This window comes from Weissella coleopterorum (assembly GCF_011304355.1).
GTDB classification, from domain to species: Bacteria; Bacillota; Bacilli; order Lactobacillales; family Lactobacillaceae; genus Weissella; species Weissella coleopterorum.
Genome location: NZ_CP049888.1, coordinates 1,231,051 through 1,247,605, shown reverse-complemented (window position 1 = coordinate 1,247,605; position 16,555 = coordinate 1,231,051). Strand labels below are relative to the sequence as shown.

Annotated in this window: 16 protein-coding genes; 12 read left to right on the top strand and 4 right to left on the bottom strand. The window is 36.3% G+C overall.

The genetic code is table 11. The features are described from left to right. Positions 1 to 106: 106 nt before the first annotated feature. The 7 genes from G7084_RS06270 to G7084_RS06240 all read left to right on the top strand — a co-directional run bounded on the left by G7084_RS06270 (position 107) and on the right by G7084_RS06240 (position 7,118). Positions 107 to 511 (top strand): DUF948 domain-containing protein, encoded by a 405-nt coding sequence (locus G7084_RS06270; protein ID WP_166011064.1) that lies wholly within the window; start codon positions 107 to 109, stop codon positions 509 to 511. Continuing rightward, positions 508 to 1,098, top strand: coding sequence for a hypothetical protein (locus G7084_RS06265; RefSeq protein WP_166011062.1), 591 nt, complete (start codon positions 508 to 510; stop codon positions 1,096 to 1,098). The genes G7084_RS06270 and G7084_RS06265 overlap by 4 nt, the downstream gene beginning before the upstream one ends. A 23-nt stretch (positions 1,099 to 1,121) precedes the next feature. Beyond that, positions 1,122 to 1,361, top strand: coding sequence for a hypothetical protein (locus tag G7084_RS06260; RefSeq protein ID WP_166011060.1), 240 nt, complete (start codon positions 1,122 to 1,124; stop codon positions 1,359 to 1,361). Between the two features lie 235 nt (positions 1,362 to 1,596). Further along, complete coding sequence (locus G7084_RS06255; RefSeq protein ID WP_166011058.1) at positions 1,597 to 3,441, top strand: alpha/beta hydrolase family protein; 1,845 nt, start codon at positions 1,597 to 1,599, stop codon at positions 3,439 to 3,441. A 29-nt stretch (positions 3,442 to 3,470) separates the two neighbouring features. Next, a complete protein-coding gene (locus tag G7084_RS06250; RefSeq protein ID WP_166011056.1) occupies positions 3,471 to 5,363 on the top strand; it encodes a ribonuclease J in 1,893 nt (630 codons plus the stop codon). Positions 5,364 to 5,477: 114 nt separating this feature from the next. After that, the gene (locus G7084_RS06245; protein WP_166011054.1) at positions 5,478 to 6,383 is read left to right on the top strand and encodes a restriction endonuclease subunit R; all 906 of its coding nucleotides are present in this window, start codon (positions 5,478 to 5,480) and stop codon (positions 6,381 to 6,383) included. A gap of 276 nt (positions 6,384 to 6,659) precedes the next feature. Next, complete coding sequence (locus tag G7084_RS06240; protein ID WP_166011052.1) at positions 6,660 to 7,118, top strand: GNAT family N-acetyltransferase; 459 nt, start codon at positions 6,660 to 6,662, stop codon at positions 7,116 to 7,118. Between the two features lie 262 nt (positions 7,119 to 7,380). On the opposite strand, the gene arsC is transcribed toward G7084_RS06240, so the two are convergent. The 4 genes from arsC to G7084_RS06220 all read right to left on the bottom strand — a co-directional run bounded on the left by arsC (position 7,381) and on the right by G7084_RS06220 (position 10,040). Then, positions 7,381 to 7,794 (bottom strand): arsenate reductase (thioredoxin), encoded by a 414-nt coding sequence (gene arsC / locus G7084_RS06235; protein WP_425508994.1) that lies wholly within the window; start codon positions 7,792 to 7,794, stop codon positions 7,381 to 7,383. Between the two features lie 267 nt (positions 7,795 to 8,061). After that, the gene (locus G7084_RS06230; protein WP_166011048.1) at positions 8,062 to 8,430 is read right to left on the bottom strand and encodes an RNA polymerase sigma factor; all 369 of its coding nucleotides are present in this window, start codon (positions 8,428 to 8,430) and stop codon (positions 8,062 to 8,064) included. Beyond that, complete coding sequence (locus tag G7084_RS06225; RefSeq protein ID WP_206212037.1) at positions 8,423 to 8,734, bottom strand: hypothetical protein; 312 nt, start codon at positions 8,732 to 8,734, stop codon at positions 8,423 to 8,425. Before G7084_RS06225 ends, G7084_RS06230 begins: the two co-directional genes overlap by 8 nt. A 236-nt stretch (positions 8,735 to 8,970) precedes the next feature. Continuing rightward, positions 8,971 to 10,040, bottom strand: a protein-coding gene (locus G7084_RS06220) for an IS3 family transposase (RefSeq protein WP_166009179.1) whose coding sequence is annotated in 2 segments (ribosomal slippage) — positions 8,971 to 9,824 and positions 9,824 to 10,040 — 1,071 coding nt in all. Because the reading frame shifts where the segments join, the coding sequence is not laid out codon by codon here. A 110-nt stretch (positions 10,041 to 10,150) separates the two neighbouring features. Here G7084_RS06220 and G7084_RS06215 point away from each other — a divergent pair. From G7084_RS06215 to yihA, 5 genes are all read left to right on the top strand, one after another. Then, positions 10,151 to 11,143 (top strand): site-specific integrase, encoded by a 993-nt coding sequence (locus tag G7084_RS06215; RefSeq protein ID WP_246163768.1) that lies wholly within the window; start codon positions 10,151 to 10,153, stop codon positions 11,141 to 11,143. A gap of 367 nt (positions 11,144 to 11,510) precedes the next feature. Then, positions 11,511 to 12,704: an elongation factor Tu gene (tuf, locus tag G7084_RS06210; protein WP_206212036.1), complete on the top strand. Its 1,194-nt coding sequence runs from the start codon at positions 11,511 to 11,513 to the stop codon at positions 12,702 to 12,704. A gap of 300 nt (positions 12,705 to 13,004) precedes the next feature. Continuing rightward, a complete protein-coding gene (tig, locus tag G7084_RS06205; protein WP_166011042.1) occupies positions 13,005 to 14,303 on the top strand; it encodes a trigger factor in 1,299 nt (432 codons plus the stop codon). Positions 14,304 to 14,489: 186 nt separating this feature from the next. Beyond that, a complete protein-coding gene (clpX, locus tag G7084_RS06200; protein ID WP_166011040.1) occupies positions 14,490 to 15,731 on the top strand; it encodes an ATP-dependent Clp protease ATP-binding subunit ClpX in 1,242 nt (413 codons plus the stop codon). Between the two features lie 28 nt (positions 15,732 to 15,759). Further along, positions 15,760 to 16,389 (top strand): ribosome biogenesis GTP-binding protein YihA/YsxC, encoded by a 630-nt coding sequence (yihA, locus tag G7084_RS06195; protein WP_166011038.1) that lies wholly within the window; start codon positions 15,760 to 15,762, stop codon positions 16,387 to 16,389. The last annotated feature ends 166 nt before the right edge of the window (positions 16,390 to 16,555 follow it).

Below are 16,555 nucleotides of genomic sequence, written 5' to 3'. Positions count from 1 at the left end.
TACGTCATTAAGGTTAAAGATAACTATTATAATTATGAGTAAATAATTCATTTACCGTGTATAATTAAAGTTATAGAATAAAATCTACAAAAACGAGGATATGATTATGACACCAGGAGATATTTCATTTTTAATTATTGCTATCGCGATCTTAGCATTGGTCTTGTTTATTGGCTACTTTTTAGTCCAATTAAGTGCTACCTTAAATTCCGTAACGCAAGATGTGAAATTAATTGCACACGATGCCGACGACTTATTAATAAATACTAATGATCTCTTAAAAGATGTTAATGGTAAAATGATAACATTGGATCCAGTTTTCCAAGCGGCAGGTGATTTAGGGACCAGTGTCTCTGAGTTAAATGCATCTGCGCAAAAAATCAAAGAAAAAGCAGGCAAGAAAAAGAGTGGACTGGGGTCAAATTTAGGAACTGCGGTAACAACTGCTAGTATGCTTTTTAACTTAAAAAATAAAAATAAGCAAAAAGGGACAAAGGGTGATAAAAAATGAAAAACGTAACTAAAGGTATTTTATTAGGAACATTAACAGCAGGAATTGCTGCTGCTACGGCATATTACCGCTCACTTTCACCAATGCAAAAAGAAGCCGTTCAAGATCGAGTTTTGGCTCAATTGGCTGCTGGTAAAATTAAAATTGATCAATTAAAAAATGACACCACGGCTCATTTTAATATTCTCATGAGTGAACTGCGCCACGCGCAAGAAAATGACGAAGGATGGCAAGTACTCTTAGGTGACTTCAAACAAGAGTATGTAAACTTGAGTAATCAAGCCAAAAATCAATATACTTATTGGCAACAAGAGTTAGCGGAACAAGTGAACGCCCATTTAGATATTGATGTTGACGCGACTTTAGCGCAAATTCAAGCTAGCTATACAGATATTAAAGAACAAGCAGCTAAAGTTTTTGAAGATGCGAAACGAGAATTAACAGCTGAAAACCAAACTTCAAAAGCAGCAGTTGATGAAACTCTTGACGCCGCTCAAAATGAATTTGATATTGTTTTAGATGCACAACAGGCTGATGTGAAAGCTGCATTGGGGTTGACTGAAGAGGGTGAAGAGACAACGAATTAATCAATACGAAAGAAGGCTCCATTATGGCAATATTAGCATGGATTATTATCGCCGTGGCAATCCTTTTGTTATTGGGATTTGGTTATTGGTTTTTCCATAAAATTCAGGGTCAGTTAACTATTCTATTGGGGATTAGTGAAATGCTTCAGCGCGAGTCTGAGCCAGTTTTGGGGCAGGTTGAAAACTTACAAGCAACCTTAGCTGAAAAACAGGCACAGATGGAACAAGTTCAAGTTGATTTTAATAAAATAAAAGATCAATAATTAATTGTTAGAGACCAAGAAAATGTTTTTTCTTGGTTTTTTTTATTAAATTTCAATTATGATTACATATCAGTTGTTTTAAAATGAACGAAGTTAAGTCTAAAATAGATTATTAATAGTAAATTATTAAAAATATGATATATACAATAATTAAAAGATCGTTTGAATATTCCTTTGACTATATGTATAAAAATTAACTTGGATAATACGGAAAGAATAATTGAAGGATAAAAAAATGTCACAACTATTATCAGAATATGAATCATTAAAAATATTAAAGCAACCGCAAGCGATTCATGAACAAATTTACTTTTTGGAAAAAGCACTTTTAGCTACATCAGACACGGATCAATTTGACTTATATAAACTTGAAAAAGATGGATCATCTCGACTAGTTGTACCCCAGGTGAATGATTTTACTGGTAATCAAGAACACCTTTTTTATTTGAAAAACAAACAAATTTTTCAATTAACAGATGATGGGATAATGCAACAATTAACATTTCAATCTGGTGAAATTTTAGAAATGCAGGCAGTCCCACGTGCAGAAGCGGTTTTTTATGTCGCTAAGCAGGTGCAACTAGATCCGGATAAACAATGGGTGAGTGAACTTCGATCAGATCAGGTTGGACAGGTTACGTATCAGTTGCGGTGTATTAGTAGGACTGGTGGGGATGAATTAATTCAAACTTTTAGCGGTGCAATCCGTTTACTAGATGTTTTGAATATTGAGCAAGTCTTATTAGCCCAACAACTACCGCCTTCAGAGCTGTTGCTAGGACAAGAACGGTTGGTAGAAATAGAAGTGAAATCTAAATTATTAAAAATATTTTCAAATCGTTCTATTCTTAAAATTAGTTCCGCACGGTATAGTCCGAACGGAGACAAAATTATTAGTATTGCGACTGATCAGAGTTATGCAGATGGTTATATTCCGCAATTATTCTTGTTTGATCGGTTAATTCATAAAAATATCGTACAATATCGTGAAGAAGCATTGCCATGGAGATTCGATGATTTACAAGACTCAATGTTTCATCAAATTTGGTGGTTAGATAATCAAACTTATTTGTTCGTCACTGTTTTTCACGGGCATAATCGTCTCTATTTGGCAGACGTTACTGGAAAAAAAGAACTAGTTAGTGATGAGGCCCAGATGATTAAAGATTTAACAATCGTTAATGAACAAGTTTGGGCTGTACTCACTAAACCTCAACGGCCAGACTACTTATTTAACTTGTCAACGCATCAGACGATGTATGACCCTAATTTAACAAAGCAAGATTTTAAAAAAGCTCAGAAATATGTTTTTAGAAACCGACAAGGTGCCATTTTGGATGGATGGTTTTATACGAATGTACATGGTCAAAATGGGCCAACAGTTTTATTTTTACATGATCAACTACATGGGATGCATGGTGAAGCTTTTAATTGGCAAATTCAAGCGCTCCTTAATCAAGGAATGAATGTTGTAACCATTAATCCAACAGGCACATCTGGCTATGGGGTTAATCATTTTCAAAATGATTTTTTATTAGCACCTGACTCAGTCGTTGCAGACCTTTTGATTGGACTAACTGTTGCCATCCAGCAACATCCTAAGGTTAGTGATGTAAAACATCAACTTATCTTTGGAGCACAGGCGGGTGCAGCGGTGGCACATCAATTATTAATTCAAAGTAATCAATTTTTAACTGCTGTACTAACTGATCCGATCACTAATTGGGCTCAATGGGCTCAAATAGAAGGACATGCTGAAATTGGACACCAGAATTTAGAAAAACAACAACAGCTTTTAGCTAATTCGATGATTTGGTCACAAGCAACTTGGACCAGTGCAGTTGGTCTTTTAATTTCAGATACAATGACCACTCAAAGCCAAGGACTCCATCAATATTTGAAGCAATATTCTGTCAATCAATCCCCCAAAATACAGGTCTTTACATGGTCAAAGCAAGTAGGAAATCAAGGTGAATTGGATCAAGTAAAAATTGATCAAACAAAAGTAATGATTGATTGGTTCTTACGGTATGGTAAACTGAATATATTGACAAAACGTTTGGGAAAACTATCCCTTTAAATCAAAAATGAAAATGGACATAAAAAAATATGAGTAGTAATTTAACAATTATGCCGTTTGGCGGAATGCGTGAAAACGGTAAAAACATGTATGCAATTACGGTCGGTGAAGATATCTTTATTTTAGATGCTGGTCTTCAATATCCAGAGAGTGATCTTTTGGGAGTCGATGTGGTCATTCCAGACTTTAAATATCTTGTAGAAAATGCAGATCAAATTGCAGGGATTTTCTTGACCCATGGACATGCTGATGCAATCGGTGCTTTACCATATCTTTTGGGCCAAATTTCTGCTCCAATTTTTGGTTCAGAATTAACAATCGAATTAGCGAAGCTAGCTATTAGTAGTGATCCAGCTACGAAAAACTTTGATGATTATCATGTCGTGAAGGGAAGTCAAGAAATTGATTTTGGCGCAGTTAAGGTATCATTCTTTGAAACTACGCATACAATTCCAGATTCATTAGGAATTGTGGTTGATACACCAGAGGGGCAAATCGTTTATACTGGTGATTTTAAATTTGATACGACAGCTCAAGGAGCTTATCAAAGTGATTTGATGCGTTTAGCTGAAATTGGCCGCAAAGGGGTTAAGGCTTTATTGATTGATGCTGCTGGAACCGGAAACATTGGTCAAAGTGCACATGAGTCAGAAATTGAAAAATATATTTATGAAACTTTCCGTCATCAAAGTGGGCGAATTATTGTGGCGGCCGCGGCTTCGAATATTCAACGGATTCAGCAAGTGATTAATGCAGCACATCAAAATAAAAGAAAAATAATTTTGTCTGGAAATGACATTGAAAGAGTTGTTCGGACTGCGTTAAGCTTGGGGAAACTCGAATTACCAATTCCAGAAAATGAATTATTCGTCTCATTAAAGAATATTAAAACCATTGTTCCTGAAGAAATCGTAATTTTAGAGACTGGTAAAATGGGTGAACCAATTCGTCATCTGCAAAGAATGGCGCATGGTGATGATCGTAATATTCAAATTCAAGAGGGTGATTTGGTATTTATTACAACGACTCCTTCCACAGCGATGGAAGGTTATGTCGCACGTACTCGTGATATGCTTTTTCGGGCGGGTGCAGATGTTAAACAAATTTCAAATGATATGAAATCATCAGGGCACGCTTCAAAAAATGATTTCCAAATGATGCTTAATCTAATGAAGCCAGAGAATGTATTACCAGTTCAAGGTGAATATCGATTATTGAACTCAGGTGTTCGGGCCGCTAAAGAATTGAATTATTCAGATGACCACTTGTTTATTCTAGAAAATGGAGATCGTCTAGTTCTAGAAAATGGTCAATTTGAATTAAGCGGTTCCATTCAAGTCAATGCTACTATGATTGATGGTTCGGGGGTAGGTGACATCGGATCAATTGTCTTAAATGACCGACGGATCCTATCAGAAGATGGAGTTTTCATCGCGGTTATCACGATTGATCGGAAGAAGAAGAAAATTGTGGCCAATGCTAAAATCGATTCTAGAGGATTCGTGTATGTTAAAACCTCGCGAGATTTGATGAAGGAGGCGACTGCTTTAGTTGAAACGACGGTCGCTGCCGGTATTAAAAATTCTAAGGAATTTGATTGGGGTAAGCTAAAAAGTTCAGTTCGAGATGCTTTGGGGAAGTTTTTGTATGATAAGACCCATCGTAAACCAGTAATTTTGCCAGTGATTATGGAAGCGAACCAAAATGGACGACGGCGTCGGAGTACGAAGAAAAAAGGCGCTGATCAACCGGTAACTGAGAACTCAACAAATAGTAATTCAAGTGGCAATGATAAAGAAAAAGTAACCCCAGCTAAAAAAATAGATGCGAAGGCGCATACACCTAAAAAACGTCCGCGACGGAAACGAACAAATGCGGACCATGGTGAAAAGCATAGTCAAGATACGGAAGTAAAAAAATAACATAATCTAAGAGGTTGAGATCAGTTATTTCAACTTCTTATTTTTGTATAGATTTTTAATCGGTTGAATGATGAATTAAAGTTTTACGTGAGCTGAAAGATGAGGGTGAAATTTATGGACGCACAAATGAACGCATTTGAAAAATTCTTTCAGGCGGGTCAAGACGCGTACGCCGAAAAAGATTGGCTAACTGCAAATGAGCAATTAGAAAATGCTTATATTTTAGAACAATCAGACCAATTGCTATTATTACTGGTGGATAGTTTAGCGCAAAGTGAACAATTTCAGCAGGCTTGGGATCTAATTCAAAATCATAATCAGCTTTATCAAAAAACAGTTGATAGGGCTAATTTGTATCTTAAAATCGCTTTAGCGAATCAAATGTATTTGGCTGCTTGGGAATTTGCTTTAAATAGTCCTTGGACAGACCGTTTAGTAGATCAAATTAAGCTTAAAGAGCGCCAAGACCAGGTTGAATTAGCTCAGACGATCAAGAATCGCGGCCGTCATTTTTTTAACCTGAGTGATGTTGAATTACCCGAACAAGCCCAAAGATTACAAATGGCAGAGATGCTCCCACGACATTATTTTATTTCCGGGGCCAAGACATTATTAGTAGATCCGTTTTTACCAGCCATTTCCAGAGCAACATTAGCTGATCGGCTTCGACGACTACAAGTCTCAGATGAAATTGACTTTTTGTGGATTGACCAAAAAATCAAAAAAATTGTGCCAAATCAACTGTTAGCGATTGAGGATTCATTTTTCTGGAAAAAAATTAAAACTGTCTTGGAAAATGGAGCCATTCATGATGATCCAGTCATTTTAGAAGGATTAGAGAAACAACTTTACTTAGAAATGACAGTTAGTTATCCACATTATCCCAAGTTTAATTTGGATGCGAATGCTTGGATTCAAACTGAACTTGGGAATGTACAATTTGATCAAGTACGCCCAGAGAGTGATTTACAAGCTCGCTATCATCAACAATTATTAAACGAATTAATGAACTTAATGTGATTTGTAGTTTAACCTAATAATAGGTGTTAATAGCTATCAAAAACATATATATACCAACCGTTTAACTGATAATAGCTATTGATAGGTATAACCTAATATGTGCTTAGTTTTGTGCTTTTTTGATTAAAATTGTGCTTAATTCCGTGCTTAAAAATTAAAGATTTGTCCGCTGGCATGTTCGCTTTGACTTAATTGTTGAAGCGTTTTTTTTTAATTTTTTCACAATTAATGATATGATTAAAAAACTATGATTGTGGATAAAGTTAGGTATATAAAATGAAAATTATAAAGATGAGTAATGGTCACGTAAATGATTTTTGGGATTTAAGGTTAAAACTTTTTTGGGAATTAAATGAGGTAACTGAGGATGACAATATTGAATTATTGGAGAGGGAGACTCGTAAATTTTATATTGAAAATATAAATGATAATTTAATTAGTTTGGGTGCTGTTGTTGATGATAAAATCGTTTCTGTAGGATCTTTGTGTTTGATTAAACGTGTGCCTCATATAAGTAATATTTTAGGTTTTGAGGGATATATTTTGAATGTATATACTGAACAATCATACCGAGGTAAAGGATTTGCATTTAAAATAATAAAGGAATTGATAAATTATTCTAAGGAAAATAAAATTAAAAGAATTTGGCTAGATAGTAGTAAAGACGGAGAACAATTATATAAAAAAATCGGATTTGTAAAAAATGATAATAATGAAATGGAATTAAAGTTATAACCCCGCCCGTTGAGTAGGAAAAGAACCGAATAACAAATGGTGGCGTTTCTTTCACGCAGTGCAGTTATTATTATTTTTCAAAATCCCCCCTATCATAAAAAATAACGTTGCATTTACTTTGGGACACCGGGGGAAGGGGTCTCGACTGTCTGAAATATAGTGAAACCGTAGAGGGGTGGGGGTAACGCTGTTAAATCATTGATATAACTGAATTTATATAAAAAATAAGCGTCCAAAACGGGCGCTTTTTAGTTTATTTTAGTTATTTAATCTTATTGATAAAGTTATAAACTAAATCATCAATATCATCACGAGTAGATCTAAATACGTTCAAAATTTCTTCATTTGTTCCACTTGCTTGTGCTGGATCGTTTAATGGCCAATGTTCCTTTTTTACGCTTGGTGATGTCATAGGGCATTTGTCTTTAGCATCACCACATAATGTAATGACGTAATCGCTTGATTGTAAGTAGTCATTATCGATTAAATCAGAAGTATTATTGGAAATATCAATGCCGTTTTCAGCCATAACATTAACTGCTATATTGTTTAAACCGTGTTGTTCTACACCGGCACTCTTAATTATCCAATCAGAAGGGGCGTATTTTTCAGCAAAACCTTCAGCCATTTGGCTTCTGCATGAGTTACCAGTACATAGGAAGTATAGTTGCATAATTTAATCCCCACTTAATTATATGATTGTTTAATCATACTATTATTTGTATAAATATCACACTCAATAACAATTAAGTGTTTCTATTTTAAATGGTATTTTCAAATTCAAAAACGACGGCTAAAAATATATTATTCTAGAATAGAATGGCTTGATAATAACCTTTATACCCATTGACCCCCCTACCTAAAAGTTTTCAATATCGGGTATTTCTATAAGATCACGAACTGTGTGCGCTCCTTTAACCTGAAAACAGGCAGGGGGGGAGTGTTATGTCCTAAAGTCATATGTATCTTTAAAGTTATCCGCAAACATTAAATGAGCTTCACGTATCAGTTGTAAGCCACGTCGTGTAGAAATGCCACTTATTCTACTTGCTTCAGCCCATTCTAAATTTTTAAAGTATCTAAGTTCAATTAGTCGCTTTTGTCTTTCTGGTAGATTGTCTGTGGCTTCAACGGTACGCTTTAATATGTCTCGGCTGTAACTCATCCACTTGCTAGCTCCGTCTACTGATTCAATCTGATAAGGTTGTTCATTCATGCTTAAACTATAATGTGCCATGAGTTGGAAGCGTGGTAGTTCTTTGTTAAAAAAATATCTAACATCTTTAATAACTTGTGTATCATCTTTAGTCATTGTTGCCACCTCTTAAATCTTTAATTGGTGCAAAGTTTTCTGCAAAGATAAGGACAGATTGATTATAGACTTCCTGTGCTCTTGATTTATGTAGTCCTAAGATTGGTAACGTATCACGCCATGATTTAGCTTTTAAGCAACGTAATTCAAAGACTAGCTTCTGTTTATCGTTCATAGTGTCGCAGGCTTTAATAATGGTCTGTAATGCTTCAACGGCTTTGCTGGTGTAATGATCTGGTAGAGTAGCGATAAATTCATCACTAATAACTATTTGATTTGTTTCTGTTAAATGTGCTTGAGCCATATTGCCAATGTATAGCACAGTTGTCTTAAAGAAGTGTTTAACGTTTTTGGGCTCCTATGTCAATAATTCGGACATAAAAATACGAATAAATTTTGAAAAACGTTTTAATTATTTAACGTACTGGTAAAGTATGTGATTTATCTAAAAAAGTGCATCCTTTAATGTTTCCATGCCATTCTAAACAACCCGTCTATACTTATCGTTTTAAACGGGATATTAATATGATTTATTTGTAGCTACGCTACAAGGGAAATTCGATCACTGTTATACCAGCGAATATAGCTATCAATGCCAGCTATTGCTTCATTAATTGTCTTAAATTCTTGAAAATTAATGTATTCACGCTTCAAAATTGAGTGAAAGCTCTCAATTCTTGCGTTATCACCAGGTTGTCCTTTACGAGAATAAGAATGCTTAATCCCAAAACGAGTTAAAGTACTTTCAAATAAATCGCTTGTATACTGACTCCCCATATCGCTATGAATAATGCTTGGTTTAACAGACTTTACTGCGACTTGATTAATGACGTCGGTTGCTAATTCCTTAGTCATATGACTTCCAACTTTATAAGAAATAACCCGCCGGGTTACGGGATTGTACACACTAGCTAGATAAACCCAAGTATTTTTAACGGGAATATACGTAATATCTGTTAAAAGAATATTGGATTGATCAGGTAATCCTTTAATTAGATTTGGTCGTTGATCATATTCAGTATGTGTTTTAGGCTTATTAATTCGTTTAGTCATCCTAGACCTAATTTTTAAAGCGTACATCTGTTTATAAACCATACGCTGGCTAATTTTAATTTTTAACTGACGATTTAATAAAATTGTTAATCGCGGGTATCCATACATAGGATATTTTAACCATGCATCTAATACCTTTTGCTTAATGAAATTGCGACGAAGAAGGGTTTTACCAGGCTTCCAATGTATATAGCCATAATAAGTCGATCGTGGAATTCTGAGGACGTTCAAAATTTTAGTAATGCGGTGCCCAACCTGTAGATTGTCATTAATAATTTTTAAGGTAGGAATACGTCCTTTGATGATCAATTTTTCGCCATAAGCACCGCTGCTCGTTTTAAAATATCAAGTTCTTCTTTTAGTTGTTTATTTTCTTTAATCAATGCCCTTTCATTTGCTGACAATACTTTCGTATTGTTAGGATCGGCTTGATTAACCCATTTAGAAACCGTTGAAACACTAACGTTGTATTCTTTTGCTAATGAATTAGCTGAACGACCAACTTTATGCAAGCTTACGATCGATTCTTTAAAGTCATTTGAATATTTGATAACCATAATAAAAAGCTCCTTTATGATGTATTATATCGAACAATTTGTCCGTAATTCCATCATAGGAGCCTGAAGCTATCGAACGTGGCGATATTGTTATTAAAGAGCTGGAATACTTGCAACCACAGCCTTATACGTTTGAAGAGGCTTATAAAGAATGGTGGGAGTTTTATAGTAGTAGAGATATTACACAGGCTACTAAGGACAAGACAGCTAAATACTTTGAGAACCATCTTTTAAAGCCCAAGTTATTTGGTGGTCTCAGACTGGAAAGAATTGTTAGGCTCGATATACAAAAAAAGGTAAATAACTTTATTCCGCAATACACACACTCAAAAGAGATATTGCGATATGCTAGCCAAGTATTTAAATATGCGGTGGATAGCGATCATATAATTTGCGAGAGTAACCCATTAGAGCGTATTCAAACAGTTAGAGCTAAGAAAGTACCACGGCGTGAAGTGCGTTTTTATGATGAGACACAAGCTAAATTATTTGAAGCAGGACTAAATGAATATTATAAACAAGGCGATTTGTTCCTAACGTTGTTTACCGTATTGTTAAGAACTGGAATACGTAAGGGCGAGGCGTTTGGTTTGAAATGGAGCAATGTAGATTTTGAACGATGTGAATTATTATTAAATGGTCGTATATCAGAAGACGGACGTGGAGTAGGTAAATACTTAAAAGGGCTTAAAAATGGGGATGAGTTTAGATACATTGATATTGATGATGTCGTAGTTGAGAAATTAAAAGCGTGGCATTATGTACAGGCTCAACAGTCGATGTTAAAAGGTAAGCCCATTAATAAAGATAGTTTCGTCTTTGGTTCATTAAAAGACAGGGCTTATATAGACTTAAAAAAGTTTAATGAATGGTACAACAATAATCATACGCAACGTCTACCGTATTTAAACATTCATGGACTTAGACATACCCATGCTAGTTTATTAATATCAAATGGTATGGATCTTAAAAAGGTAGCTGACAGACTAGGACATAGAGATATTAATATCACGGCAAGCGTTTATGCGGAATTAACACCAAAGGCAAGGCGAGAAGTAGCAGATGTGTTCAGCAATATTATGGGAGATACGAAACAAGGTTAAACTTAATATTGCATTACGTTATTAGGTTAAGTTTAAATAAACACGATTTCGACCGTGCTTGTTCGATTATCAAACTATTTTAAATGGTGTTGTTAAGCTGTTTGCAATATGAAGCGTGAACTTAATGTGATTTAATGAATTATTTAAATCAAAACTTCCAAAAACTGAGAAATTGTTGATATATTGCATAAAAACATATTTACAAACCAATTTTGGTCTTATATAATTATTAACAGCTTCCCAAAGGGGAGAAATCAATTAAATTATTTTCGAATGGGTTGTTTATCCTATTATCCTTTTGGGGTATAATAGTTTTAGCAACTTTTAAGTTGTAAACATGTTTTCGACTTACGAAAATTAGGAGGATATGCTTTTGGCTAAGGAACATTACGAGCGCACTAAGCCGCACGTTAACATTGGAACTATTGGACACGTCGACCACGGTAAGACTACTTTGACTGCCGCAATCTCAAAGGTTTTGGCTGACAAGGGATTGGCACAACAACAAGACTTTGCTGCGATTGACGCTGCGCCTGAAGAACGCGAACGTGGAATCACGATCAACACTGCTCACATCGAGTATGAGACTGAAGCACGTCACTATGCCCACATCGATGCCCCTGGGCACGCGGACTACGTTAAGAACATGATCACTGGAGCCGCTCAAATGGACGGTGCCATCTTGGTTATCGCCGCTACTGACGGACCAATGCCACAAACTCGTGAGCACATTTTGTTGGCCCACCAAGTTGGAGTTGAATACTTGATCGTCTTCTTGAATAAGACTGACTTGGTTGACGATGAAGAATTGGTTGACTTGGTTGAGATGGAAGCACGTGAATTGCTTTCAGAATACGATTTCCCTGGCGATGATGTACCATTCATCCGTGGTTCAGCTTTGAAGGCCCTAGAGGGTGATGCTGAACAAGTTAAGGTTATCGAAGAATTGATGGATACTGTTGATTCATACATCCCTACTCCAGAACGTGATACTGACAAGCCATTCTTGATGCCTGTCGAAGATGTATTTACTATCACTGGACGTGGAACTGTTGCATCAGGTCGTGTTGACCGTGGAACTGTTGTATTGAACGATGAAGTTGAAATCATCGGTTTGAAGCCAGAAGTTCGCAAGACTGTTGTTACTGGAATCGAAATGTTCCGTAAGACAATGGATCAAGGACAAGCTGGAGATAACATCGGAGCATTATTGCGTGGTGTTGACCGTACTGAAATTGAGCGTGGACAAGTTTTGGCAAAGCCAGGATCAATCCAAACTCATACTAAGTTCTTGGCCGAAGTTTATGTTTTGACCAAAGAAGAAGGTGGACGTCACACTCCATTCTTCACTAACTACCGTCCACAATTCTACTTCCACACTACTGACGTAACTGGGGTTGTTCAATTGCCAGAAGGTGTTGAAATGGTTATGCCTGGAGATCACGTTACATTCGATATCGAATTGATCGCTCCAGTTGCCATCGAACAAGGTTTGAAGTTTACTGTTCGTGAAGGTGGACGTACTGTCGGTGCCGGAACTGTTTCAGAAATCAAAGACTAATTTTTAATTAGAATTAATTTTTGAAGAAGTAATACTTCTAACGAGAAGAGAATCTGAATTTATTCGGATTCTCTTTTTTTGTATATGAATTAATTGGCATTTGATAGTAGAAATCAATTAACGAAATTAAAGTTTCGGTTGGGCTGAACATTCCTGAAAGTAAAGTAGTTAAAACACACAAAATTAACGATGGAACCCTATGCAAACTTACTAAAATACGATAAAATATATAAGTATGTTAATTGAAATTAACGGATTAACTAAAAAGATAAGTTAATTGACTGTGGAGGAATAATTATAATGGTTGCAAAGAATGCAGAATTTACACGTGGTGATGGAAACAAAGGGACTTTGAAGTTTGAAATCCCAGTTGAAGATCATGCCGCAGCAATTGATGCTGCTTTTAACAAGATCAAGGATACTTTGGATGTTCCTGGATTCCGTAAAGGTAAGATGCCTAAGCAAATGTTTATTGCCCGCTTTGGTGAAGAAGCCTTGTACGAAGATGCATTAAATTTTGCATTGCAAGAAGCTTATCCATCAGCCATCGATGCAACTGGAATTGCACCAGTTAACCAACCACAAATTGGGGTTGAATCATTGGAAAAGGGTCAAGCTTGGGTTATTTCAGCTGAAGTTGAAATTGCACCTGAAATTGAATTAGGCGAATACAAAGGTTTGACAATTAAGAAGCAAGATGTTGAAGTTTCAGATGCTGATGTTGATGCTGAAATTGAGACAATGCGTCAAGGTCAAGCTGAGTTGGTATTAGCTGAAGACCGTGCGGCCGAAAACGGTGATACTGTTGTGATCGATTTTGATGGATCAGTTGATGGTGATCACTTCGAAGGTGGTAAAGGTGAAAACTTTAGCCTTGAACTCGGTTCAGGACAATTTATCCCTGGTTTTGAAGAACAATTAGTTGGGCATAAGGCTGAAGAATCAGTTGAAGTTAAGGTTACTTTCCCCACTGATTATCAAGCTGAAGACTTAGCTGGTAAAGATGCCATCTTTGCAACAACTATTCATGAAGTTAAGGTTAAAGAAGTGCCAGCCTTAGATGACGAATTTGCAAAGGACGTTGATGAAGAAGTTGCTGGTTTGGAAGAGTTGAAGGCTAAGACGAAGGATCGTTTGGCTGAAGCTAAGAAAAATGAAGCTGCCGAAGCTAAGGAAGACGAAGCCGTTTCATTGGCTGTTGATAATGCTAAGGTTGTTGGTGATGAGATTCCAGCTGCAATGCTTGATGAAGATATCTACCGTCAAATGAATTCATTCTTTGCTTCAATGCAAAACCAAGGTATTTCACCAGAAATGTATTCACAAATTACAGGACAGACAAACGAAGATATTCATAATCAATATGCTGAAGGTGCTGAAAAGCGCGTAAAGACTAGTTTGGTTTTGGAAGCGATCGTTAAAGCTGAAGGAATTACACCAGATCAAGCTGAAATCGATGCTGAAGTGAAGTCATTGGCTGCTCAATATGGAATGGAAGAAGATGCAATTCGCAATGCACTTTCAGATGATATGTTGGCTCATGATATTGCTGTCAAGCAAGCGGTTAATACAATCGTTGATTCAGCCATTGAAGCTTAATTATCTTAAATAAAAACCACTTCTGTAGAAGTGGTTTTTTTAATCAGCTTAATGAAATGTTGCATTGGGCTACTTTGACCCCTCGGCAACAAAATCAGATTCAATGTTTATTATGTTTAGCTTTTGACCATATTTTGTTACAATAGTAATAATTAATTTTGAAAGTAGAGAAGGGGAGATTAAGTGATGATTGATACAACTGATAACACAACTGCAGCATATTGCTCATTTTGTGGGAAATCATCGACTGAAGTAAAAAAATTAGTTGCCGGACCCGGTGTCTTTATCTGTAACGAATGTGTTGAATTAGCTCAACACATTATTGATGAAGATTTGCAACAAGATGCGCAAGATAATCAGATCAAATTGATGACTCCGGCTGAAATTGTGACTAATTTAAATACTTATGTAGTTGGACAAGAAGATGCTAAGCGGACCTTGGCGGTTGCTGTATATAATCACTATAAACGGATTAACGCAACGTTAGATATAAATCCTGAAGATAGCAATGTTGAGCTCCAAAAATCAAATATTGCGATGGTTGGTCCAACTGGATCGGGAAAAACCTATATTGCCCAGTCACTAGCCACAATGTTAAATGTGCCATTTGCGATTGCGGATGCAACTACGTTAACTGAGGCCGGTTATGTGGGGGAAGACGTTGAAAATATTTTGTTAAAGTTAATTCAAGCAGCGGACTACGATGTGGATCGGGCGGAGCATGGAATTATTTATATTGATGAAATTGACAAAATAGCAAAAAAATCTGAAAATGTTTCAATTACGCGTGACGTTTCAGGTGAAGGAGTTCAACAAGCTCTTTTGAAAATGATTGAAGGTACAATTGCCAACGTGCCACCGCAAGGAGGTCGGAAGCATCCCAATCAAGAATTCATTCAGATCAATACAAAAAATATACTCTTTATTGTAGGAGGTGCTTTTGCAGGAATTGAAAGTATCGTGAAGGAACGCTTAGGTGCTAAGACGATTGGGTTTGGAACGATTAGTACTGGGACTAAAACACAGGTCGATAAAAGTTTGATGCAACAGATTTTACCCGAAGATTTGATGACCTTTGGTTTGATTCCCGAATTCATAGGGCGACTGCCAATCTTAACTGCTTTGGAACAATTAACGGAAGATGATTTAGTGCAAATTTTGACGAAGCCAAAGAATGCGCTAACCAAACAGTATGAGGCCTTGTTAGCCTTAGACGGGGTCGAACTTCAATTTGATCCAGAAGCTTTACAGGCCATGGCACACTTAGCAATTGAACGTGAAACTGGGGCCCGAGGTTTACGTTCAATTATTGAGGAAGTTATGCTAGATGTAATGTTTGAAATTCCTAGTCGAAATGATGTTAAGCAAGTTATTATTTCAAAAGAGAATGTCGAGAAGCATACCGACCCTACAGTGGTACTAAAGTAAGCTTGAATTAAAAGGAGAGCCAAACCAAATGGAAGTGCATAATGTTGAAATGGTAATGTCGGCGGTACGACCTAGTCAATATCCAACTGATAATTTACCGGAAATTGCGTTGATTGGACGGTCAAATGTTGGTAAATCTTCGTTAACGAATACTCTGATTAATCGAAAAGCTTTCGCGCGTACGTCTTCTCAACCAGGAAAAACCCAAACTTTGAATTTTTATAAAGTTGAAGATCAAGTTTTCTTTGTCGATGTTCCGGGTTATGGCTATGCGAAGGTTTCAAAGAGCGCCCGTGAACAATTTCAAGTCATGATTGGTGAATACTTAGCTAAACGTGAAGTTTTAAAAGGGGTTATTCAATTAGTAGATGCTCGGCATGCGCCATCCAAGGAAGATATTGAAATGTATCAATGGCTAAGCTCGGATGAAATGGGTGGTTTGCCAGTTCTAGTCGTTGCAACTAAGGCAGATAAAATTGCTCGTGGACGTTGGAATAAGTCTGAAAGTACGATTAAAAAAGCATTACAATTTAAAGATCAAACAACCGATTTTGAAATTTTTTCTTCTGAAACCAAATATGGCAAAGATATTGTTTGGGAATGGATTGAGGCTCGGATGCTAGACGGAACTGATTTTATCGAAACCGATGAGCTTTAATCTTCATTGGTTAGTACGGGTAAATTAATCGATAATTTGCACGTTTAAAAACGCTTTGAAGGTTCTTTTCAAAGCGTTTTTATCAAATTAAAGGATAAGTTTTAGGGGTACGCCTGAAATGATACTTGGCTAGTCGTGAAAATTAAATTGTAATGAATGGGGAGAA

What these genes read in the sequence shown, in the direction of transcription:
- G7084_RS06270 (WP_166011064.1), top strand. Translation starts at nt 107, where the DNA reads ATGACACCAGGAGATATTTCATTTTTAATTATTGCTATCGCGATCTTA.
- G7084_RS06265 (WP_166011062.1), top strand. Translation starts at nt 508, where the DNA reads ATGAAAAACGTAACTAAAGGTATTTTATTAGGAACATTAACAGCAGGA.
- G7084_RS06260 (WP_166011060.1), top strand. Translation starts at nt 1,122, where the DNA reads ATGGCAATATTAGCATGGATTATTATCGCCGTGGCAATCCTTTTGTTA.
- G7084_RS06255 (WP_166011058.1), top strand. Translation starts at nt 1,597, where the DNA reads ATGTCACAACTATTATCAGAATATGAATCATTAAAAATATTAAAGCAA.
- G7084_RS06250 (WP_166011056.1), top strand. Translation starts at nt 3,471, where the DNA reads ATGAGTAGTAATTTAACAATTATGCCGTTTGGCGGAATGCGTGAAAAC.
- G7084_RS06245 (WP_166011054.1), top strand. Translation starts at nt 5,478, where the DNA reads ATGGACGCACAAATGAACGCATTTGAAAAATTCTTTCAGGCGGGTCAA.
- G7084_RS06240 (WP_166011052.1), top strand. Translation starts at nt 6,660, where the DNA reads ATGAAAATTATAAAGATGAGTAATGGTCACGTAAATGATTTTTGGGAT.
- G7084_RS06230 (WP_166011048.1), bottom strand. Translation starts at nt 8,430, where the DNA reads ATGACTAAAGATGATACACAAGTTATTAAAGATGTTAGATATTTTTTT.
- G7084_RS06225 (WP_206212037.1), bottom strand. Translation starts at nt 8,734, where the DNA reads ATGGCTCAAGCACATTTAACAGAAACAAATCAAATAGTTATTAGTGAT.
- tuf (WP_206212036.1), top strand. Translation starts at nt 11,511, where the DNA reads ATGCTTTTGGCTAAGGAACATTACGAGCGCACTAAGCCGCACGTTAAC.
- tig (WP_166011042.1), top strand. Translation starts at nt 13,005, where the DNA reads ATGGTTGCAAAGAATGCAGAATTTACACGTGGTGATGGAAACAAAGGG.
- clpX (WP_166011040.1), top strand. Translation starts at nt 14,490, where the DNA reads ATGATTGATACAACTGATAACACAACTGCAGCATATTGCTCATTTTGT.
- yihA (WP_166011038.1), top strand. Translation starts at nt 15,760, where the DNA reads ATGGAAGTGCATAATGTTGAAATGGTAATGTCGGCGGTACGACCTAGT.